Origin of the sequence: Diaminobutyricimonas aerilata, from assembly GCF_002797715.1 — a bacterium.
Taxonomy (GTDB): Bacteria; Actinomycetota; Actinomycetes; order Actinomycetales; family Microbacteriaceae; genus Diaminobutyricimonas; species Diaminobutyricimonas aerilata.
Map to the genome: position 1 here is coordinate 1419359 of NZ_PGFF01000001.1, position 21658 is coordinate 1441016.

Here is a 21658-nt window from a genome sequence, read left to right on the forward strand (position 1 = left end):
CTGTTTCTGCGGCGACTCGGAGGACCGTCTGCACCGTTCGGGTGCCTCGCCGTCCCGCGGGCGGCGGTCGTGCGCGAATAGACTGGCAGCCAACCCCCGCAACGACCTCGACGGAGTCGCATGTCTGAGATCACCCCCGACGTGGTGCGCCACCTCGCCGGCCTGGCCCGCATCGGGCTCACCGAACACGAGATCGAGAAGCTCACCGGAGAGCTCGGTGCGATCGTGGACTCGGTCGCGAAGGTGAGTGAGGTCGCGACGCCCGATGTGCCCGCGACGAGCCACCCGGTGCCGCTGCAGAACGTGTTCCGCCCCGACGTCGTCGGGGATCCGTTGACGCTCGAGCAGGTGCTCTCGGGCGCCCCCGAGCACGACGGCAGCCGCTTCAAGGTCAGCGCGATCCTGGGGGAGGAGCAGTGAGCGACCTCATCCACAAGCCCGCGTCCGAGCTCGCCGATCTGCTCGCCCGGCGGGAGGTGTCGAGCGTCGAGGTGACGCAGGCGCACCTCGACCACATCGAGGCCGTCGACGGCGACGTGCACGCCTTCCTCCACGTCTCGGACGCCGCGCTCGCGACGGCGGCGCAGGTGGACGCGGCGCGCGGCGACGGTGCCCGGCTGGGGCCGCTCGCTGGTGTTCCCGTCGCCATCAAGGACGTGCTCTGCACGCTCGACATGCCCTCCACCGCGGCGTCGAAGATCCTCGAGGGATGGATCCCGCCGTACGACGCGACCGTCGTGCGCAAGCTGCGCGAGGCGCACCTCGTGCCCCTCGGCAAGACCAACATGGACGAGTTCGCGATGGGCTCGTCCACCGAGCACTCCGCGTACGGTCCTACCCGCAACCCGTGGGACCTCGAGCGGATCCCGGGCGGCTCAGGCGGCGGCAGCGCCGCCGCGGTGAGTGCCTACGAGGCGCCCCTCGCGCTCGGCAGCGACACCGGCGGGTCCATCCGCCAGCCGGCCGCGGTCACCGGCTCCGTGGGCATGAAGCCCACCTACGGCGGTGTGTCCCGCTACGGCGCGATCGCCCTCGCCTCCTCGCTCGACCAGGTCGGTCCCGTCGCGCGTTCCGTGCTCGACGCCGGACTGCTGCACGACGTGATCGGCGGCCACGACCCGCGCGACTCGACCTCGCTGCCCGACGTGTGGCCGTCGTTCGCCGACGCCGCCCGTGCGGGACTCACCGGCGACGCCCTGCGCGGCGTGCGGGTCGGTGTGGTCAAGGAGCTCAACGGCGAGGGCTTCCAGGCGGGCGTGCGTCAGCGTTTCAGCGAGACGCTCGAGCTGCTCGCCGAGGCGGGCGCCGAGATCGTCGAGGTCTCCGCCCCGCACTTCGAGTACGCCGTGTCGGCGTACTACCTCATCCTGCCCGCCGAGGCCTCGAGCAACCTCGCCAAGTTCGACTCGGTGCGCTTCGGCCTGCGGGTCGCCCCCGAGGGCGGCGGGACCGTCGAACAGGTCATGGCGGCCACGCGTGAGGTCGGATTCGGCGACGAGGTGAAGCGCCGCATCATCCTGGGCACCTACGCCCTGTCGGCCGGGTACTACGACGCCTACTACGGCAGCGCCCAGAAGGTGCGCACCCTCATCCAGCGCGACTTCGACGCGGCGTTCGCGCAGGCCGACGTGCTCGTGTCGCCGGCGGCGCCGACGACGGCGTTCAAGTTCGGCGAGAAGCTCGACGACCCGCTCGCGATGTACCTCAACGACATCACGACGATCCCGGCGAACCTCGCCGGGGTTCCCGGCATCGGCATCCCGATGGGGCTCGCGCCCGAGGACGGGCTGCCGACCGGGCTGCAGATCATGGCGCCGCTGCGCCAGGATGCGCGGCTCTACACGGTCGGCGCGGCGATCGAGCAGCTGCTCGAGGCCCGCTGGGGTGGTCCGCTGCTGCGCCAGGCGCCGGATCTGGTCGCGGGGGAGATGTTCGCCGCCCGGGAGGGCGCGGTCTGAGCGTTTCATGCGCTCGCATGGAATAACCGGGTGACCGGGTCCGGTTGGGGCGAGGGAACGCTCCGACGAAAGGACCCTCACATGACCATCGCCGTCACGGGCAGCACCGGACACCTCGGCCGCCTCATCGTCGACCACCTGCTGGCGCGCGGTACGGCGCCGGGCGACATCGTCGCCCTCGGCCGCAACGAGGCCCGGCTGGCGGAACTCGAAGGGCTCGGCGTGCGCACCGCTCGCGCCGACTACGCCGACGTCGACGGGCTGAGCCGCGCCCTCGAGGGTGTCGACACGGTCATGCTCGTCTCGGGCGACGCGGTCGGGCAGCGCGTGCAGCAGCACGGCAACGTGATCGACGCCGCCGTCGGAGCCGGCGCCCGCCGCATCGTCTACACGAGCGCACCGCGCGCCACCGACACGACGCTCGTGCTCGCACCCGAGCACAAGGCCACCGAGGAGCGGCTCGCCGCGAGCGGTCTCGCCGTGACCGTGCTGCGCAACAACTGGTACACCGAGAACTACACCGCGACGGTCGAGAGGGCGCGCGAGAGCGGGGTCGTCTCCTCGAGCGTCGGCGACGGGCGCGTCGCCAGCGCGCCGCGTGGCGACTACGCCGAGGCCGCCGCGGTCGTGCTCACCGAGGACGGGCACGAGGGAGCCGTGTACGAGCTCTCCGGTGATGAGGCATGGAGCTCCGCCGAACTCGCCGCCGCCGCATCCGAGGTGCTCGGCCGGCCCGTGGAATACCGTGCCCTCACCCCGGAGGAGCACCTGCGCACACTGCTCGACGCTGGTCTCGACGAGGGCACCGCGGGCTTCGTCGTCGCGCTCGACGGCAACATCCGCGACGGTCTGCTCGGTGAGACCTCGGGGGACCTCTCGCGCCTGATCGGCCGGCCCACCGTGCCGCTCGCCCGAGCGCTCGCCGAAGATCTGAGCTGATCCGTCGCCCTCCCCGCTCGAGAAGGAGCATGATGGGTGCTCACATCGAGCGGGGAGGACGACGATGACCCAGACCCAGCAGCCACAGCAGACCGAGCTCAAGCGGGTGATCGGCCCGAAACTCCTGCTGCTCTTCGTGATCGGCGACATCCTCGGCACGGGCATCTACGCCCTCACCGGTCAGGTCGCCGCCGAGGTGGGCGGCGCCGCGTGGGTGCCGTTCCTCATCGCGTTCGCGGTCGCCCTGTTGACCGCGTTCTCCTATCTCGAGCTCGTGACGAAGTACCCGGAGACGGCCGGCGCCGCCCTGTACGTGCACAAGGCGTTCCGTATCCACGTCGTCACCTTCATCGTGTGCTTCATCGTCATGTGCTCGGGCATCACCTCGGCCTCGACGGCCTCGCAGGCGTTCGCCGCCAACCTCGCGGCCGGATTCGGCCTCGATCTCGCGCCCGGCGGCATCCTGCTCATCGCGCTCGCGTTCATGCTGCTCGTCATGCTCGTCAACTTCCGCGGCGTGAGCGAGAGCATGGGGGTCAACGTCGTGCTCACGCTCGTCGAGCTCTCCGGTCTCGTTCTCGTCATCCTCATCAGCGCGTGGGCGCTCGCGGGCGGGCAGGGCGACTGGTCGCAGGTCGTGCTGTTCCAGTCGCCGGACGACAAGAACACTCTCCTCGCGGTGAGCACCGCGACCTCGCTCGCCTTCTTCGCCATGGTCGGATTCGAGGACTCGGTCAACATGGCGGAGGAGACGAAGGATCCGAGCCGTATCTTCCCGCGCATCATGCTCACCGGGCTCGGGATCGCCGCGGTCATCTACGTGCTCGTGTCCATCTGCGCGGTCGCGCTCGTGCCGATCGGCGAGCTCACCGACAACGAGACGCCGCTCGTCACGGTCGTGCAGACCGCGGCGCCCGACTTCCCGATCGCCGACCTGCTGCCGTTCATCTCGATGTTCGCGGTGGCGAACACGGCGCTCATCAACATGATGATGGCGAGCCGGCTGCTCTACGGCATGAGCAAGAAGGGCGTGCTGCCGGCCTTCCTCGGCCGCGTGCACTCCACGCGCCGCACGCCGTGGACGGCGATCATCTTCACCACGGTCCTCTCGCTCGGGCTCATCACCTTCGTCTCGCTCGGACAGGATTCGCCCGTCGTGGTGATGCTCGGCGGCACGACGTCGCTGTTGTTGCTCACCGTGTTCGCGGTGGTGAACGTGACGGTGCTGGTGCTGCGACGCGACAGAGTGGAGCACAAGCACTTCCACGCCGGCACGGTGTTCCCGATCATCGGCGCTCTCGCGTGCGCCTGGCTCGTGTTCCCGTTCTCCTCCGGCCGGGACCCGCAGCAGTACCTCATCGCGGGTGTGCTGCTCGCGGTCGGGCTCGTGCTGTGGGCGATCACCTACTTCACCGGTGGGCGCCGCGCCTACCGGGAGGACGTGGACACGAGGGTCATCGCGACCACCGACCTCGACGGGCGCGACTGAGCGAGGAACCGGATGCCGGCCGCGGGCACGCGCCCGGACGCCGGCCGCGGGCAGGCGCCCGGGCTCCCGCGTCGCGCCTAGGATTGAGGCATGGCTCGCGCGGAACTCATGGACTTCGATCAGGCCCTCGAACTCTTCGAGCCGGTGCTCGGCTTCGAGGTGCACGTCGAGCTGAACACGAAGACGAAGATGTTCTCCGACGCGCCGAACATCTTCGGCGCGGAGCCGAACACGGCCCTCGTTCCGCTCGACCTCGGCCTCCCCGGCAGCCTCCCCGTCGTCAACGAGCAGGCCGTGCGGTACTCCATCTCGCTCGGGCTCGCCCTCGGCTGCTCGATCGCCGAGTCGAGCCGGTTCGCGCGCAAGAACTACTTCTACCCGGACCTCGGCAAGAACTACCAGATCAGCCAGTACGACGAGCCGATCGCGTACGAGGGCTCCGTCGAGGTCGAGCTCGAGGACGGACGGCTGTTCACCATCCCGATCGAGCGCGCGCACATGGAGGAGGACGCCGGCAAGCTCACGCACGTCGGCGGCGCCACCGGCCGCATCCAGGGTGCCGAGTTCTCGCTCGTCGACTACAACCGTGCCGGTGTGCCGCTCGTCGAGATCGTGACGAAGCCGATCTTCGGTGCCGAGAAGGACGCCCCGGAGCTCGCGAAGGCGTACGTCGGCACGATCCGCGACATCGTGCGCGGTCTCGGGATCAGCGACGCGCGCATGGAGCGCGGAAACCTGCGGTGCGACGCGAACGTGTCGCTGCGCCCGCGCGGTCAGGAGAAGCTCGGCACGCGTACCGAGACGAAGAACGTGAACTCGCTGCGCAGCGTCGAGCGCGCGGTGCGCTACGAGATCCAGCGTCAGGCGGCGATCCTCGCTGCCGGCGGCACGATCACCCAGGAGACCCGGCACTGGCACGAGGACACCGGCACCACCTCCGCCGGTCGCCCGAAGAGCGACGCCGACGACTACCGGTACTTCCCGGAGCCCGACCTGCTGCCCGTGGTGCCGTCGCCCGCCCTCATCCAGGAGCTGCGTGATGCCCTGCCCGAGGCGCCCGCCACGATGCGCCGCCGGCTCAAGGCCGACTGGGGCTTCACCGACGCCGAGTTCCGCGACATCGTGAACTCGAACCTGCTCATCGAGGTCACCGAGACGGTGCGCGAAGGCGCGGCGCCGTTCCAGGCGCGCAAGTGGTGGACCGGCGAAATCGCCCGCATCGCGAACGCGCGCGAGGTCGAGCCGGGAACGCTCGTCTCGCCGCACGACGTGTCCGAGCTCATCGCCCTCGTCGAGAACGGCGACCTCACCGACCGTCTCGCCCGCCAGGTGCTCGAGGGCGTCATCGACGGTGAGGGCTCACCGCACGAGGTCGTCGAGGCGCGCGGTCTCCGCGTCGTGTCGGACGATTCCGCGCTGCTCGCCGCGATCGACGAGGCGCTCGCCGCGCAGCCCGACGTGCTCGCCAAGATCCAGGACGGCAAGGTACAGGCCGCGGGCGCGATCATCGGCGCGGTCATGAAGGCCATGAAGGGCACCGCGGACGCCGCCCGCGTGCGCGAGCTCGTGCTCGAGCGCGCCCAGCAGTAGCCGTGCGGGCCGGGCGCCGCTGGGTGGTCCCCGCCGCGGGTGTGGCGCTCGTGGCGGTCGGTCGCGCGCTGCTCGCTGACCTTGTGGCACGGTTGCTGAGCTGGTCGGAGCGTCACGCGAGTCCCGATCCGCTCGTCGAGTAGCGACGAAGGAGCGTATCGAGACGCCCACGATCGACGGGTCCTGACGGTTGCGCCGTCCCCGGTCGCTGAGCCTGTCGAAGCGGGTCGTGCGGGGTGTTCCCTTCGACGGGCTCAGGGAACGTGGTGCGGCTCGCCCCGCTCGTCGAGTAGCGACGAAGGAGCGTATCGAGACGCCTACGTTCGCTGAGCTTGTCGAAGCGGGTCGTGCGGGGTGTTCCCTTCGACAGGCTCAGGGAACGGGGTGCGGCTCGCCCCGCTCGTCGAGTAGCGACGAAGGAGCGTATCGAGACGCCTACGTTCGCTGAGCTTGTCGAAGCGGGTCGTGCGGGGGTGTTCCCTTCGACGGGATCAGGGGACGCGGGCGCCCAGCCGCGTTCAGGCTGCGCTCGGTGCGTAGGTGGTGCGGATGATCCGTTGCCACTCGGTCTCGTACCATTCGCGGTCGGGATCGGGTGGGAGTCGTTCGAGGTCGTCGGTGTCCGGCGTTGCGTCGACGGCCGCCTCGGGTGGCGGTGTGCCGTATTCGAGGAACGGGTCGGTGGTGTGGATGTATCCGAGCGGTGACACCCACTCCAGAACTCCGGGTGCGGGTCCGGCTCGGAGCTCCCATGGGGTGTGGTGTTTCAGGGTGTGGTGGTGGCGGCAGAGGTGGGCGAGGTTGTCGTGGTCGGTGGTGCCGCCGTGGGCCCAGTCGGTGGTGTGGTCGAGGTCGCAACGGTCGGCGTGTCGTCCACATCCGGGCGCGCGGCAGGTGCCGTCGCGCAGCCGCAACCAGTCGCGCATCGCGGCGGTGGGCCGGTACCTGGTGCGGCCGAGGGAGAGCATCGCGCCGGTCTCCGGGTGGGTGAGGATGCGGGTGAAGGAGGGCGCGTCGGCGGTGAGCCGGCGGGCGGTGTCGATGTCGATGGGTCCGAATCCGTCGAGGATGGCGGGGTCGGTGGTGTGGCCGAGGAGGGTGAGCGCGGGGACGGTGAGGTGCACGGTGGCGGTGATTCCGGCGGTTCCGGTGGCGTGACCGGTGAGGAGCAGTTCGGTGAGGGTGTCGGCCATGAGCTGGTTGCGGGTGCGTTCCTCTTCCGGGTCGTTGCGTAGTCCGGTCGCGGTGTTCTCCAGCCGGTTGAGGATGGCGGTCGCTTCGACGGCGGGGAGGTAGGCGGTCAACCATGCCATCTGGTCGTCGACGTGCTGCACCGACACGTGCCGTGCCTTGGCGGCCTCCCGGTGACGTTCGGCGGCGACCTCGGCGGTGATCTTCTGCCGCAGCATCCGCACCCGCGTCTCGAACCTCGCCGGGTTCAGGCGAGGGGCCACCTGCAGCGCCTGTTCCTCCAGCTCGCGGATCTGCTGCGCGGTGAGCCCGTTGGTGTGGTGGGCCATGGTGTGAGCGTGACGCTCGGAGATGGAGCCGTCGTGGAAGAGGGCGAGCGTGCCGGGGAGGTGGTCGTGGAGCGCCCACCCGGTCTGCAGGAGATGCTCGGCGGCGCGTTCGGTGATGGTGAGCAGGGCGGCGATCTCGGCGCGGAGGGAGCGCCATTCCAGGTCTCCCTGTGGACGGAACCTGACCCCGTCCGACGCCGACGGCGCACCGCACGAGACCCGGAGCCGCTCGACCATCGTCATCCGGGCCGCCGCGGCGATGTTCACCGATCGGTCGATCAGCTGGAGGTCCTCGGCGAGCTCGAACCGCTCAGCCAGAGCGCGCGCCGCAGGCGTCGGCGGGGGATCCGCGACGGCGGTGCTGCTCTGCTCCATATCTGAAGTCGACCAGCAGCCACCGACATTCGACGGCGCTGGAACGGCAGCTCCGTCGACCGCGGATCCGGTGGTGCTGCTCTGCTCCATACCCCCACGAGACCAGCAACCACCGACATTCCGGGTGCCTCGTGATGCTCCCTTCGACAGGCTCAGGGAGCGGGGTCGTGCGGGGTGCTCCCTTCGACAGGCTCAGGGAGCGGAACATGGGCTCAGGGCGCGCGATCAGGTGAGCTCGGCGCCGCTCTCCCGTTGCTGCAGGAGCGCACGCGCGGCCGAGCCGATGATGGCGCTGTACGTCGGGTAGGCGAAGCGCACCCCGGCGAGGGTCGACACGTCGACGCCGGCGGCCATCGCGGTGGTGACGGACTGGATCACCTCGATCGCGTTCTCGCCAACGGCGTGCGCGCCGAGCAGCAGCTCGCGGCGTCCGTCGGAGATGAGCTTGAGGAACCCCTCCTCGCGAGCGTCGATCACCGCGCGGTCGAGCTCCGCGTACGGCACCGTCGCGACGACGCACGCGACATCGCGGTCCCTGACTTCCGCCTCCGAGAGTCCCACCCCCGCGTAGTCCGGATCGGTGAAGCCGCCCGCGGGCAGCAGGTGGTGCGGGGTGCGCCGGTTCGCGCCGAGCACGGCGTTCTCCGCCGCGGCCTCGCCCTCGAACTGGGCCGCCTGCACGAGCATGTCGCGCCCGGTGATGTCGCCGACGGCGAAGATGTGGGGCACGGAGGTGCGGAAGTAGCGGTCGGTGCGGATGGCGGACCGTTCCGTCTCGACGCCCGTGTTCTCCAAGCCGAGGTCGTCGACGTTGCCGGGCCAGCCGGCAGCCATGATCACCGCGTCGTACTCGGCCGACAGGTCGGCGTCGTCCGCGCGCCAGGCGAGCCGGATCGATCCGTCGTCGGTGCGCTCCAATCCGCTCACGGTCTCGATGCCCGCCTGCACCCGCACGCCGCGGGCGGTGAACGCGGCGCTGACGGCGTCGGAGATGGAGGCGTCGGAGGCCATGAGGATGCGTGGCGCGACTTCCAGCAGGGTCACCTCGGACCCGAAGGCATTGAGCACCGTGACGAGCTGCGCCCCGGTGTTGCCGGCACCGATCACGGCCACGCGGCCCGGCAGGTCCGGGAGGTTCAGTACGTCTTCGGGCAGCAGTGCGAGCTCGTTCCCGGGCACGGGGAGGCGCCGGGAGTGGCCTCCCACGCAGACCAGGATCGATCCCGCCGTCACGCGACGGCCGCTGTCGAGCTCGAGCGTGCTGTCGTCCACGAAGCGGGCGCGCCCCTCCTGCACGAGGTGGACGCCCGCCGCGGCGAACCGCTCGGCCTCCCGCTTGATCCCGCGCACGGCGTGGACCCGCTCGTGGACGCGCTGCACCGTCGCCGCCCAATCCACGCGGGGGCTGTTGACCACGATGCCCGCCTCGGCCGCGTCGCGCGTCTCGCGCACCAGGCGCGCGGTCTTCGCGAGCACCCGCGTGGGCACACACCCCGTGTTGACGCACGTGCCCCCGGTGAGGCCGGCCTCGAACACGACGACGCTCGCCCCGAGCTCGCGCGCGCGGAGCGCCGCAGCCGTGCCGGCCGGACCCGATCCGATCACGGCGACGTCGTAGTGGTCGGCGGTCTGCGACATGAGCGCTCCCAGGGTCGGCGCGACCGCACGGTCACGCTGCGGGCGACCCGACATCCGGGTCGTCGTCACTGTATCGAGCGCACCCGAGGCATGCCGGAGCATCGCAGCCGATGCACCGGGAGGAGCGGCGACCGGGTCAGCGGAGGTCGCGCATCCGCTTCTCCGCGTCGTCCACGGCGGTGCGCGCGTCGTCCAGTTCGCGTGCGGCGTCGTCGCGGGTGCCGCGCAAGCGGCGGGTCTCGCGGTCGAGGGTCGCGAGGTCGTCCTCGAGCTCGGCCAGACGCTGCTCGAGCTCTCGCCGTTCCTCGTCGATGCGGGTGCGGCGTCGTTCGGACTGCTCGAGTCGCTTGTCGAGTCCGGAGAGCTCGGCCTCGGCATCGTCGGCCCGCTGTTGCGCCTCCTCGAGCGCGTCCCGCGCGGCGGCGCGTTCGCGAGCGCGTTCCCGTTCGGCGCGCTCCGCGTCGTCGGAGTCCGAGGAGGACGAGGCGCGACGGGTCCGGGTCGTCGGCGTCGTCGAATCGCCCCCCGCGAGCGCACCCGAGAGGTCCACCGATTCGAATCCGGTCGACGTGAGGCTGCGCACGAGCCGGCCGGTCCCGACCGCGGCCGCCGCATCCGGGTCTGCGAGGGCCGCCTGAAGCGTCTGCTCGACCTCCTCGATCGCCCCGCCGCTGACGCGATGACCGAGGTCGGCGCCGACCGAGGCGGCTTCCCGGCCGAGCGCGCCGATGAGCTTGCGTCGCTGTGCCCCGAGAGTGCGCATCGTCTCGCTGTCGAGGTCGTCCTGAGCCCGGCGGAGCGTCTCCCCGAGCTGCAACAGCTGGTCGAACTGATCCCGGCGGTGCCGCACGAACATGTTGACCGTCCACGCCGCCGCCGACGGTTTCGTCAGCTTCGAGACGCGCTGTGCGAGCCCGCGATCCTCCGCGCGCACCTCCTTGGCGCGCGCGTTCCGTTCGCTCGTGAAGTCGTCGAGCGGCAGGGCGTACAGCTCGTCGGCGATCGCGGTGAGCGCGTCATCCGGGGCGTCGTCGGGCACGCTCGAATGCTAGCCCGCACCGCCGGAATGCGGCCGTGGCGTCAGGGGGCGGTCAGCGCCAACCGAGTGCGGGGGCGATATCGCGCACGATCGTGCCGAGCAGGTGCGCGTTGTACTCGACCCCGAGCTGATTCGGCACCGTGAGCAACAGGGTGTCGGCATCGGCGACCGCTGTGTCTTCGGCGAGCTCGCGGACGAGCTGCTCCGGTTCGCCGACGTAGCTCTTTCCGAACCGGGCGAGCCCGCCGTCGAGCCAGCCGACCTGATCCTCCCGGTCCTCCGACCGTCCGCCGAAGTACCTGCGGTCCTCGTCCGTCGTGATCGGCAGGATGCTGCGACTCACCGAGATCCGCGGGGTGCGCTCGTGTCCGGCCTCGCGCCACGCGTCGCGGTACATTGCGATCTGCTCCGACTGGAGCTCGTGGAACGGCACACCCGTGTCTTCGGTGAGCAGCGTCGAGCTCATCAGGTTCATGCCCTGCTCGGCGGTCCACACCGCCGTGGCGCGGGTGCCGGCGCCCCACCAGATCCGGTCCGAGAGGCCGGGGGACTGCGGCTGGATGGGCAGCGCGCCGGTGGCCCCTCCGGTCATCTGCGGGTTCGCCTGCGCGAGGCCCGCCCCGGCGATCGCCGCGCGGAAGAGCTCCGTGTGCGCCCGGGCGAGGTCGGCGTCGGTCATGCCCTCGGGAGGCACGTGCCCGAACGTCTCAGAGCCGCGGAGCGCCGTCTCGGGTGAGCCGCGGCTCACGCCGAGCTGCAGGCGCCCGCCGCTCAGCAGATCCGTGGCCGCCGCCTCCTCGGCCATGTACAGCGGGTTCTCGTAGCGCATGTCGATGACGCCGGTGCCGATCTCGATGCGGCTCGTGCGGGCGGCCATCGCGGCGAGCAGCGGGAACGGCGACGCGAGCTGCCGGGCGAAGTGGTGGACGCGCACGAACGCCCCGTCCGCGCCGAGCTCCTCCGCGGCGACCGCGAGCTCGACGCTCTGCAGGAGGGCGTCCGCCGCGGTGCGTGTGCGCGAGCCGGGCACCGGCTGCCAGTGGCCGAAGGAGAGGAACCCGAGCTTCTTCATGCCCGGTGCAGCGTCTCGATACGTGCGCATATTCCCTAGAGGTCGTCGCCCGGCACCGAGAACGTGTCGCAGGCCGTGCGTCCCTGCTCCCGCCCGATGGTGAACCAACGCTGCCGCATCTCGCTCGAGCCGTGCGTCCAGGTCTCCGGCTGCACCTGCCCGGTCGTCGCCTCCTGGATGCGGTCGTCGCCCACCGCCGACGCCGCGCTGAGCGCGTCGGCGATCTCCGCCGGAGTCGGCGGCTTCAACAGGGGCGTGCTGTTCTCATCGAGCGTGTTCTCCGCTCCGGCCACCCACGCGCCGGCGAAGCAGTCGGCCTGCAGCTCGAGCCGCACGCCGTCGGAGGCGGGGCCGGTCTCGCTGCGGTCCAACCCGTCCATCGCGCCGGTGATGTTCGAGATGTGGTGCCCCCACTCGTGGGCGACGACGTACAGCTGCGCGAGCGATCCCCCGGAGGCGCCGAACCGTCCGCTCAGTTCCGCGTAGAACGACGTGTCGATGTACACGGACTGGTCGGGTGGGCAGTAGAACGGGCCGACCGCGCTCGTCGCGCTGCCGCAACCGGTGTTCGTCGCCTGTTCGAACAGGATGAGCTGCGGCTGCACGTACTGCTGCCCGAGCTGCTCGGACCAGAACGCGTCGAGGGAGTCGGCGGCGCCGACCATCCGGCACTCGACGAGCTCGTTGGCGTCCCGTCCGGTGTCGCACTGCTCCAGGCTCGTGTCCGTGCCGCCGCCGGAGCCGCCCACGGGTGCGCCGCCGACGAGTCCGCTCAGATCGACACCGAGCAGCTGGCCGACGAGGAGGATGGCGATCACGCCGAGTCCGCCGCCACCCACGGCGATCCCGGCGTTGCGTCCGCGCTTGCTCGTGCGGCTGCGACCGATGCGCGCGTCGTCGTTGAAGGTCATGCCGCTCACCGTAGGGAACGACGCGCGCGCGTGCGTGTCGCATCCGGGGTTCTGTCAGGGGAACGCCGACGCTACTGTGTGCGGGAACCGCATCGAGGCGGTCGGAGGGAGAGTCACCTGTGGCGATCGAGATCACCCCGTTCCTGTGGTTCGACGGGCGGCTGGACGAGGCCGTCGAGCTCTACACCGAGACCTTCGAGGGCACTCGGGTGCTCGAGCGGCAGCGGTACCCCGAAGGCGCACCGGTGAACGCGGGCAAGACGATGTCGGTGACGATCGAGCTCACCGGCCGGGTGGTCACGCTGTTCGACGGCGGCCCCGGACATCCGCAGACCGAGGCGTTCTCGCTCATGGTGCGGTGCGACACCCAGGACGAGGTCGACCGGTACTGGGATCGCCTCACGAGCAACGGGGGAGCCGAGAGCATGTGCGGGTGGCTCCTCGATCCGTTCGGGGTGTCGTGGCAGATCGTCCCGGCCGAGTTGCCCGGGCTGTTGCAGCACCCGGATCCCGCCGCGGCACACCGGGTGATGACGGCGATGCTGGGGATGCGCAAGCTCGACGTGGGTGCGCTCAAGGCGGCCGCCGCCGGGTGACCGACACCGAGGCGCGTCAGCGGTGGGTGGTCGACCACCTCGACCTGCGGGGCACGGAGCGCGTGCTCGAATTCGGTTGCGGACCGGGCGTCGCGGCGGCGCTCGCCGCCGGCCGCCTCGCCCGCGGCTCGCTGCTCGCGGTCGACCGGTCCCCGGTCGCCGTCGCACGTGCCCGCGCACGCATCGGCGACGTTCCGCACGCGACGATCGAGCAGACGGCGCTCGCCGACCTCTCCACACCGGAGCCGTTCGACGTGGCCTTCGGGGTCGACGTCAACGTCTTCTGGACGGGCACCGCGCACGCCGAGTGCGACGCGCTCGCCCGCCTGCTGCGGCCGGGCGGACGCCTCGCCCTGTGCTTCTCCCTCGGCCCGACGGGGGCCGACCGCATCGTGCCGAGGGTCAGGGCGGCGCTCGCCGGACATCCCTTCACCGAGCCGACCGTCAGCGAGGGGCCGGGCCTCCTCGCGGTCGACGCGGTGCGCCGACCCTGACGGCGCGTGCGCCTAACCGATACGGTGGGGCGATGTCGCGGTTGCCCTGGACCGAGCTGCCCCCCGCGGTGCGGGCGTGGGCGGCCGAACTGCTGGGCTCCGAAATCGTGCAGTGGCAGTCGCAGCAGGGTGGTTTCTCGCCGGGATCCGCCGACATCGTCACGACCGCCGCCGGCCGTCGGGCGTTCATCAAGGCGGTGGGATTCGAGCGCAACCCCGAGTCGCCCGACATCCACCGCATGGAAGCGCGGATCGCAGCGACCTTCGACCCGCAGCTCCCCGTGCCCCACCTGCTCGGCGTCTACGACGACGGCGACTGGGTCGCCCTCGCCTTCGAACCGGTCGAGGGTGAGCCGCCGACGCTGCCGTGGCAGCGGCGCGACGTCGTCGCGACCCTCGACGCGTGCCAGTCGATCGCGCGCTGGCCCGTGCCCCCGGGCATCCCACACGTGCTCGACTTCTGGCGCAGCGCCGCCGACGACTGGCTGCGCGTGCAGTCGGACCTCGATGCGGCGACGGTCGCCGAGCTGCACCGTCTCGCCGTGGAGGCGGGAGCCCACATCGGCGGCGACCACCTGGTGCAGCTGGATCTGCGGGCGGACAACGTGCTCATCACGAGGTCCGGACGTGCCGTGATCGTCGACTGGCCGTGGGCGCATCGCGGTCCGTCATGGTTCGACGCGCTCACCCTGCTGTTCAACGTGCGTCTCTACGATCCGTCGCACGACGTGGAGGAGTACATCCGCGGTCACTCGGTGTTCGAGACGATGCCTGAGGACGCCGCCGATGCCGTGCTCGCCCTCCTCGCGGGGTTCTTCCTCGCGCGATCGCAGGAACCGCCGTCCCCGGGCGTCGAGCGCGTGCGCGGGTTCCAGCGCGAACAGGCGGAGGCGATCCTGGGCTGGCTCGCGGACCGTTTCACGTCCCGCTGATCCCCGCACCGACGAGGTCGGTGGTCGGGCCTAGCATCGGCTCATGGTGAGCTTCGCCGACAAACCCGTGCTCGAGCTCACGGTCGAGCAGTGGGAGGAGTTCCTCGCCGGCGACCCCGACCCGGGCGGCGTGCGTCTGAAGCTGCGCAAGAAGTCGTCGACCGCGCCCGGCATGACGTGGCAGGAGGCGGTCGAGGTCGCGCTCTGCTACGGCTGGATCGACGGGCAGACCTCGCGGTTCGACGACGACTACACCCTGCAGGCGTTCACACCCCGGCGGAAGAACAGTCCGTGGTCGCAGGTGAACGTCGAGCACGTCGCGCGGCTGACGGCCGAAGGCCGGATGCGGCCCGGCGGCGTCGCCGAGGTGGAGCGGGCGAAGGCCGACGGGCGGTGGGATGCGGCGTACCGGGTGAAGGGTGCGGTCGCCCCGCCGGATCTGCAGCAGGCACTCGACGCGAACCCCGCTGCGGCCGCGTTCCTCGAGGCGCTACCGCGCGCGGACCGCTTCCAGATCTTCTTCCGGATCTCCAACATCAAGACGCCCGCGGTGCGTGCCGCGCGCATCGCCGACGTCGTGGAGAAGGCAGCCCGCGGGGAACGTCACTACCGCTGAGTCGCACAGGCTCGCCCGACGTGTTGCGTTGTGTTGCGGGCGGGGGTGCGCGTCGGCGGCGCTGCCCGCAGCATGAAGGCATGACCCGGCAGATCCGCTTCAACGCCTTCGACATGAACTGCGTCGCCCACCAGTCCTCCGGCCTCTGGCGTCATCCGGACGATCAGGCCCACCGCTACACCGATCTCGAGTACTGGACCGGGCTCGCGAAGCTGCTCGAGTCGGGCACCTTCGACGGCATCTTCATCGCGGACGTGCTCGGCACTTACGACGTCTACGGCGGCACGAACGAGGCCGCCATCCGGCACGGCGCGCAGGTGCCCGTCGGCGACCCGCTCATGCTCGTCTCCGCGATGGCGCTCGTCACCGAGCACCTCGGATTCGGAGTGACCGCCGGCACCGCCTACGAGCATCCGTATCCGTTCGCCCGTCGCATGTCGACGCTCGACCACCTCACGAAGGGCCGGGTCGGCTGGAACGTCGTGACCGGGTATCTGCCGAGCGCGGCCCGCAACATGGGGCACGACGACCAGCTCGAGCACGACGACCGCTACGACCACGCCGACGAGTACCTCGAGGTGCTGTACAAGCTGTGGGAGGGCTCCTGGGAGGACGACGCCGTCGTGCGCGACCGGGAGCGGGGCGTGTACACGGAACCGTCGAAGGTGCACGAGATCGGGCACAAGGGCACGCACTTCACCGTTCCGGGCATCCACATCTCGGAGCCGTCGCCGCAGCGCACCCCCGTGCTCTACCAGGCGGGCGCCTCCCCGCGAGGCATCGCCTTCGCCGCGGCGAACGCGGAGGCGATCTTCGTCGCCGCCCACAGCAAGGACGTGCTCAAGAAGACCGTGTCGCGCATCCGAGACGCCCTCGAGGCGGCCGGCCGTGACCGGTACGCCGCGCGCATCTACACGCTGCTGACGATCATCACCGACGAGACGAGCGAGAAGGCGCAGGCGAAGCTCGAGGAGTACCTCTCCTACGCGAGCGAGGAGGGCGCCCTCGTCTTCATGTCCGGCTGGATGGGCGTGGACCTCTCGAAGTACGACCTCGACGAGCCGGTCGGCAACGTCGAGAGCAACGCGATCAAGTCGGTCGTGTCGAACTTCCAGGAGTCGGCGGCCGCCGGCGACGAGTGGACGGTGCGCGACATCGGCCGGCACGGCGCCATCGGCGGCCTCGGCCCGTACATCGTCGGATCGGGCGCGGAGATCGCCGACCAGCTGCAGGAGTGGGTGGAGGAGACCGACGTCGACGGGTTCAACCTCGCCTACGTCGTGACGCCGGGTACGTTCGAGGATGTCGTGCGCTACGTCATCCCGGAGCTGCGCGCCCGTGGCGCCTATCCGGAGTCGTACGCGGAGGGCACTCTGCGCAACAAGCTGCACGGCCGCGGCGACCGGCTGCCGGAGGAGCACCTCGGGGCGTCGTTCCGCGTGCGTCCGTCGGGGGTCGTCGCCGGCTGAGCGGTGCGCCGCCGGTCGCGCGCCGCACGGCGTCCGCTGCAGACCCGCTCCCTGAGCCTGTCGAAGGGAGCCCGTCATACGTGTCCGCGTCGCGCTACTGTTCCGTGCTCCCGCGCCTGGAGAACCCGTCGCGCGAGTGCGGAACGGGCGCGCGTCGCGGATCGCGCGGCGGCGACGGTTCCCTCCGACGTCGGGGATCCGCACTGACGAAGCGGCGCGGAGGCTGTCTAGGCTCCGCTCATGCTTCGCCGCTCCTTCGCCCTGTTGTGGGTGTCGCAGGCGCTCTCGCAGCTGGGCACGAGCGTGTCGACGCTCGCCTATCCGCTGCTCGTGCTCGACGCGACCGGGTCGGCACTGCAGGCGGGGCTCGTCGGCGCGGTCACGGCTGCCGTCGCGTTCGTGGTGCGGGTGCCCGGGGGAGTGCTCGCCGACCGCTTCCGGTACCGGCCGCTCATGCTCGCGGCCGACGGCATCCGCACGGGCGTGCTCGTCGCCGTCACGGCGATGGTGCTCCTCGATGCGGTGGCGGTGCCGTTGCTGCTCGCCCTCGTGGCGGCTGAGGTCGCGTTCGGCACCGTTTTCGGACCGGCCGAGTTCGCGCTCGTGCGGCTGCTCGTGCCGGTCGAGGAGCGGGCACTCGCCGTCGGACGCATGCAGTCGCGCTCCCAGCTCGCCGGACTCATCGGGCCACTGCTCGGCGGCGTGCTGTACGCGGTGCATCCGGCGCTTCCCTTCGCCGTCGACGCCGCGAGCTACACGGCGTCGTTCCTGCTCGTCTCATTCGTCCGATCGCCGCAAGCCGCCCCCACCGGGGGGACCGGAGCGCGTTGGCGCGACGAGGTGCGAGCCGGATGGCGGTGGTTGCGGTCGGACGGCTTCCTGCTGCGCGCCGGCCTCTGGGTGGGTGCGCTCACCGCCGTCTTCGGCGCCGTGGGCCTCGCCATCCTCGTCTTCGCCCGCGACCGCGGTGCCGGCTCGGCGGAGATCGGCGCGATGTACGCGATCAGCGCCGCCGGGGGAGCGATCGGCGCCCTGCTCACCCCGTGGCTGCAGCGGCGGCTGCGGCCCGTCGCTGTGCTGCGCCTGGCCGCCGCCGTCGACACGGTCGCGACGCTCGCGCTGCTCCCGCTCGAGTCGCCGTACCTCATCGGCGTCGCCGGTGCCGCGGCCTTCTTCCTCGCGCCGGCCGTGGCGGCGGTGCTGTTCGGCGACCTCTCCGCGCGCTGCCCCGACCACCTCGTCACCCGCGCGCAGTCGACCCTGGCGCTGCTGGTCGGCGCCTTCGCCCCGCTCACGCCCGCGCTCATCGGCGCGGTGAGCGACCGCTGGGGCTCCGCCGTCGCGATCCTCGGGTGCGCGGCGGCATTCGCGGTGCTCACCGTGCTCGCCTGGGCGCTGCGCCCCGCGCGGGATGAACGGTGACCCTGGGCATCCGCTCACACGGCGAGCGGCGGTCGAGCGGGTCGTCCTAGCGTGGCGGGGTCCGCCAGCGCGGCGACACGTGATCGGAGGAGAACCATGAGCGACAGCGAACCCACCCCCTCGTTCGGCGAGGTCAGCACGACGGACGCGATCACGGGCACGAATGCGGGCAGCGCCCTCGACGCGTCCGACAGCGCGGGCGTGACCGACGCCGCCGCCGCCGTCGATGCGGAGATGAGTGGCACCGACCTGAGCACGGGCGACCGCCCGAACGACGTCGCCGGCGATGATTCGAGCGAGCGCGAGGAGGGCGACGTCGGGCTCAGCGGCGACGCGGCGCCGAGCACGTCGGTGAGCGACGTCGACCTCGACGAATCCGACGCCATCGCCGGCCGCGTCGCGGACGACGCCGACGACAGCGGGGGCGACGCGCCCCTCGCCGACGACGCTGTCGAGGACTTCCGTTTCGCCAACGACCTGGTCACGAACGATGCCGTCGCGGGCGAGACGGTGCTCGACGAGGACGCGGCACCCGTCGAGGGTGCCCCCTACGCGGCGGAGAACGAGTTGCACGGCGACGTGCAGCTCGACGAAGAGCCCTGACCCCGTGGACGACCGGCGGGCGGCGTCACGGCCGTCGCCCGCCGACGTGCGCGTAGGCTGAGCGCGGGAGGTCCATCGTGCACCGCTGGTATCCGCGACTCGTCGTCGCGCTGACGCTGGCCTTCCTCGTGCTCGCGGTCGCCGACCAGCCGCAATCCGCGGCACTCGTGCTCGGTGGCGCGGCCGTCGTCATGCTCGCGTGCTCGGTGCACCACACCGTGCTGACTCTCGCCGTGAGCGAGCGACTGCGGGGCATCGGCGGACGATCCCGTGAACACCGGCACGTGCTCACGCGCACGCCCGCACCTCAGCACCCGGACACGCCGGGTCGCGCTCGTCCTCGAGCCCCGGGAGGGATGATCCCGGTCGCCTGATCCGTCGCCGACGGACGGGTGGCCACAGGTCATCCATCCGCTCCGACTCGAGGACACCGTGAACATCTACACCTTCCCGCCCGTCGCGGCGGCGCTCGACGCCGCCCACGCCACCGTCTCCGCCCTCGCCGACGCGCTCGCGCCGCTCGCGGGAGCCCATTCCGCGGCCCTCGCGATCGTGGTCGTCGCCCTCATCGTGCGTGCGGCGCTCATCCCCGTCGGCATGGCGACCGCACGTGCCGACGCCGACCGGCGCCGACTGGCTCCCCAGCTGCAGCGCTTGCGCGAGCGCTACCGCACCCAGCCCGAGCTGCTGCAGCGCAAGACGATGGAGCTGTACTCCACCGAGAAGGTGTCCCCGCTCGCGGGATGTCTTCCGCTGCTCGTGCAGGCACCCATCGTCAGCATCGTCTACGGCCTGTTCGTCTCCCCGCACATCAACGGCCACGCGAACGTGCTGCTCGAGGCGCCGCTCGCCGGGGCGCCGCTCGGCACGTCTCTTCCGTCGCTCGTGCTCGCCGGCGCGTGGTGGCCCGACATCGCCGTCGTCGCGGTGCTGCTCGGCATCATCGCGGTCGTCTCCGCCTTCTCGCGGCGCGTGTCGATGCGCTGGGCGGCGCAGAGCCCGAGCCCGGGGATGCCCGCCGGCACCCTCGCGGTGCTGAGCTGGTTGCCCTTCCTCACGGTCGTGTTCGCCGCGATCGTGCCGCTCGCCGCGACCCTGTACCTCACCGTCACGACGACGTGGGCACTCATCGAACGCGTGTTGCTCCGACGGCGGATCGACCGCATCCGGGGAACCGCGTGACCTCCCTGTGCGGAGGACGAGCCCGCCGACGGCAGCACCCTCCGACTCGGTGCGAAGCTGAGTCGGCGCTCGGGTTCCTCGAACGCCCCGGTCCTATCGTGACGAGGTGCACCTTCCGGCCGGCCGTCACTTCGCGCTCACCTGGAGCATCCCCGACCAGTTCGGCGGGATGACGAGCGCGTTGCTGCACCGGTCGCGATCGTTCGTGCACCTCGGCGGAGTCGCGGTGGATGTGCTGACCCTCGACGACCGCGCCGACTACCCCGAGATCGAACGTCGTCTCCGGGAACGCGGCGAGCTCGTGGACGGCATGCGGCTGCTCAACCTCTGGGAGTGGTGGCGGGTGAACGACCCCCGGCCCGGATCGATCGACCTCGGTCGGCACGTGTTCGCTCCCCTCGCGCCGCACGAGGGGGAGCTGCAGTTGCGTGAGGGGGTCCCGATCCGCCGGGTGCGCCGCGACGAGCACGGCGTGACCACGCAGATCGACCACTTGCGCGACGACGGATCGCTCGCCGTGAGCGACCGCCGCGGTGACGATGGGGCGCGGTCGATCGTGGTGTGCGACCGGGACGGCGTGCCCGTGCGCTCCTTCGGCGGCGCGTGGGCGTTCTACCGCCATTGGCTCGACCGGCTGACGGCGAAGCAGCGGTCCTTTCTGATCGTGGACAGCAAGACCACCGCGAACTTCGTGCTCGGATACCGCCGACCGCACGTCGTCACCGTGCACGTCGTGCACAGTTCGCACCTGCAGGGGTCGGCCCGACCGATCGCGCCGCTGCGCGTCTCGCGCGCCCGGGTGTTCGAGAACCTCGACGCGCTCGACGCCGTGGTCGTGCTCAGCGAGCGTCAGCGCGGCGACATCGAGGCTCTGCTCGGACCGGCGGACCACCTCACCGTCATCCCGAACGGGCGCGACATCGCTCCGGCGCTCGCGGCTCCGCTCGAACGCGACCCGTCGCGGGGGATCATGCTCGCGACGCTCACGAGCCGCAAACGGGTGGACCACGCGGTCCGCGCGGTGACCGCCGCGAGTGCGTCGACGCGCGTCACGCTCGATGTGTACGGGGACGGTGAACTGCGCAGCAGGATCGAACGCGCCGCCGCGCTGTCCGAGGGGGTGGTGCGGCTGCACGGGCACGACCCGGACGCCCGCCGTCGGCTCGAGGAGGCCTCGTTCCTGCTCCTCACCTCGCGCAGCGAGGGGTTCCCGCTCGTGCTCGTCGAGTCGATGGCCGCCGGATGCCTCCCGATCGCCTACGACATCTCCTACGGTCCGGCCGACATCATCCGTCACGGCCGCAACGGGATGCTGGTCCCCTCCGGGGACGTGGACGCTCTGTGCGCGGCGATTCTGCAGCTGCAGGCCATGCCCGCCCGACGGGTGCGGCGGATGCGTCGAGCCGCCCGCCGTTCGGCACGCCGCTTCACCGATCGCGCCGTGACCCGACGGTGGAACCGCGAGCTCCGCGCCGCCTGGCGGCGCAAGTCGCGTCCGGACATGTGAGGAACCGGAAGCCGTGCACGGCTGCCGTCGCCGTCCCGGTAGGATCGGAGGCCGGAGGGAGCCACCCATGAAGATCGTCTTGTTCGTCGTCGCCGCCGTGCTCTTCGTCGGCTCGTTCCTCATGTTCGGGTACGCCGACCAGTTCCCCGAGCCGATGAACTTCATCCTCTTCCTCGGTGGGATCCTCGTCGCGTCGCTCGCGCTCATGATCCCGTTCCACCTCGCGGACAAGTTCGACTGACCCCGGCCGTTCCCGCCTCTCCGAACGCCAGCTGAGCGTTCCTTGAGAGGATTTGAACCGTCCGC

22 protein-coding genes are annotated in these 21658 nt (G+C 71.2%); 17 read left to right on the forward strand and 5 right to left on the reverse strand.

The window, feature by feature from the left end; all coding sequences use genetic code 11:
• The first annotated feature begins 120 nt into the window (after positions 1-120).
• From gatC to CLV46_RS16650, 6 genes are all read left to right on the forward strand, one after another.
• On the forward strand, positions 121-420 hold the full coding sequence (gene gatC, locus CLV46_RS06785; protein ID WP_100364072.1) for an Asp-tRNA(Asn)/Glu-tRNA(Gln) amidotransferase subunit GatC: 300 nt from the start codon (positions 121-123) through the stop codon (positions 418-420).
• A complete protein-coding gene (gatA, locus tag CLV46_RS06790; RefSeq protein ID WP_100364073.1) occupies positions 417-1958 on the forward strand; it encodes an Asp-tRNA(Asn)/Glu-tRNA(Gln) amidotransferase subunit GatA in 1542 nt (513 codons plus the stop codon). The genes gatC and gatA overlap by 4 nt, the downstream gene beginning before the upstream one ends.
• An 81-nt stretch (positions 1959-2039) precedes the next feature.
• Complete coding sequence (locus CLV46_RS06795) at positions 2040-2897, forward strand: SDR family oxidoreductase (RefSeq protein ID WP_100364074.1); 858 nt, start codon at positions 2040-2042, stop codon at positions 2895-2897.
• Positions 2898-2961: 64 nt separating this feature from the next.
• Complete coding sequence (locus tag CLV46_RS06800) at positions 2962-4386, forward strand: APC family permease (protein ID WP_100364075.1); 1425 nt, start codon at positions 2962-2964, stop codon at positions 4384-4386.
• A gap of 90 nt (positions 4387-4476) precedes the next feature.
• Complete coding sequence (gene gatB, locus CLV46_RS06805; protein ID WP_100364076.1) at positions 4477-5976, forward strand: Asp-tRNA(Asn)/Glu-tRNA(Gln) amidotransferase subunit GatB; 1500 nt, start codon at positions 4477-4479, stop codon at positions 5974-5976.
• Positions 5977-5978: 2 nt separating this feature from the next.
• Complete coding sequence (locus CLV46_RS16650; protein ID WP_157802253.1) at positions 5979-6119, forward strand: hypothetical protein; 141 nt, start codon at positions 5979-5981, stop codon at positions 6117-6119.
• A 375-nt stretch (positions 6120-6494) separates the two neighbouring features.
• Here the strand turns inward: CLV46_RS16650 and CLV46_RS06810 are convergent, their stop codons facing one another.
• The 5 genes from CLV46_RS06810 to ypfJ all read right to left on the reverse strand — a co-directional run bounded on the left by CLV46_RS06810 (position 6495) and on the right by ypfJ (position 12531).
• A complete protein-coding gene (locus CLV46_RS06810; protein WP_170028542.1) occupies positions 6495-7871 on the reverse strand; it encodes an HNH endonuclease signature motif containing protein in 1377 nt (458 codons plus the stop codon).
• Between the two features lie 225 nt (positions 7872-8096).
• Positions 8097-9509, reverse strand: coding sequence for a dihydrolipoyl dehydrogenase family protein (locus CLV46_RS06815; RefSeq protein ID WP_245866603.1), 1413 nt, complete (start codon positions 9507-9509; stop codon positions 8097-8099).
• A 136-nt stretch (positions 9510-9645) separates the two neighbouring features.
• On the reverse strand, positions 9646-10548 hold the full coding sequence (locus tag CLV46_RS06820; RefSeq protein ID WP_100364078.1) for a coiled-coil domain-containing protein: 903 nt from the start codon (positions 10546-10548) through the stop codon (positions 9646-9648).
• A gap of 52 nt (positions 10549-10600) precedes the next feature.
• The gene (locus tag CLV46_RS06825; protein WP_100364079.1) at positions 10601-11620 is read right to left on the reverse strand and encodes an LLM class flavin-dependent oxidoreductase; all 1020 of its coding nucleotides are present in this window, start codon (positions 11618-11620) and stop codon (positions 10601-10603) included.
• Positions 11621-11655: 35 nt separating this feature from the next.
• A complete protein-coding gene (gene ypfJ / locus CLV46_RS06830) occupies positions 11656-12531 on the reverse strand; it encodes a KPN_02809 family neutral zinc metallopeptidase (protein ID WP_100365940.1) in 876 nt (291 codons plus the stop codon).
• 119 nt (positions 12532-12650) lie between these two features.
• On the opposite strand from ypfJ, the gene CLV46_RS06835 reads away from it, so the two are divergent.
• The 11 genes from CLV46_RS06835 (at position 12651) to CLV46_RS16655 (ending at position 21593) form a co-directional block, all read left to right on the forward strand.
• Positions 12651-13127 carry a VOC family protein gene (locus tag CLV46_RS06835; protein ID WP_100364080.1) on the forward strand — a complete coding sequence of 159 codons (477 nt, stop codon included), beginning with the start codon at positions 12651-12653 and terminating at the stop codon, positions 13125-13127.
• Positions 13124-13621 carry a class I SAM-dependent methyltransferase gene (locus tag CLV46_RS06840; protein WP_100364081.1) on the forward strand — a complete coding sequence of 166 codons (498 nt, stop codon included), beginning with the start codon at positions 13124-13126 and terminating at the stop codon, positions 13619-13621. Before CLV46_RS06835 ends, CLV46_RS06840 begins: the two co-directional genes overlap by 4 nt.
• Before the next feature lie 32 nt (positions 13622-13653).
• Positions 13654-14553: a phosphotransferase family protein gene (locus tag CLV46_RS06845; protein WP_100364082.1), complete on the forward strand. Its 900-nt coding sequence runs from the start codon at positions 13654-13656 to the stop codon at positions 14551-14553.
• A gap of 43 nt (positions 14554-14596) precedes the next feature.
• Positions 14597-15169 carry a YdeI/OmpD-associated family protein gene (locus CLV46_RS06850; RefSeq protein WP_100364083.1) on the forward strand — a complete coding sequence of 191 codons (573 nt, stop codon included), beginning with the start codon at positions 14597-14599 and terminating at the stop codon, positions 15167-15169.
• An 80-nt stretch (positions 15170-15249) separates the two neighbouring features.
• Complete coding sequence (locus tag CLV46_RS06855; protein WP_100364084.1) at positions 15250-16638, forward strand: LLM class flavin-dependent oxidoreductase; 1389 nt, start codon at positions 15250-15252, stop codon at positions 16636-16638.
• A gap of 240 nt (positions 16639-16878) precedes the next feature.
• Positions 16879-18060: an MFS transporter gene (locus CLV46_RS06860; RefSeq protein WP_100364085.1), complete on the forward strand. Its 1182-nt coding sequence runs from the start codon at positions 16879-16881 to the stop codon at positions 18058-18060.
• A gap of 96 nt (positions 18061-18156) precedes the next feature.
• Positions 18157-18663: a hypothetical protein gene (locus CLV46_RS16955; protein WP_100364086.1), complete on the forward strand. Its 507-nt coding sequence runs from the start codon at positions 18157-18159 to the stop codon at positions 18661-18663.
• Between the two features lie 77 nt (positions 18664-18740).
• Complete coding sequence (locus CLV46_RS06870; RefSeq protein ID WP_100364087.1) at positions 18741-19037, forward strand: DUF6412 domain-containing protein; 297 nt, start codon at positions 18741-18743, stop codon at positions 19035-19037.
• Positions 19038-19095: 58 nt separating this feature from the next.
• Positions 19096-19845, forward strand: coding sequence for a YidC/Oxa1 family membrane protein insertase (locus CLV46_RS06875; protein ID WP_100364088.1), 750 nt, complete (start codon positions 19096-19098; stop codon positions 19843-19845).
• Positions 19846-19951: 106 nt separating this feature from the next.
• Positions 19952-21352 (forward strand): glycosyltransferase, encoded by a 1401-nt coding sequence (locus tag CLV46_RS06880; protein WP_100364089.1) that lies wholly within the window; start codon positions 19952-19954, stop codon positions 21350-21352.
• Between the two features lie 67 nt (positions 21353-21419).
• Positions 21420-21593 carry a hypothetical protein gene (locus CLV46_RS16655; protein ID WP_157802254.1) on the forward strand — a complete coding sequence of 58 codons (174 nt, stop codon included), beginning with the start codon at positions 21420-21422 and terminating at the stop codon, positions 21591-21593.
• The last annotated feature ends 65 nt before the right edge of the window (positions 21594-21658 follow it).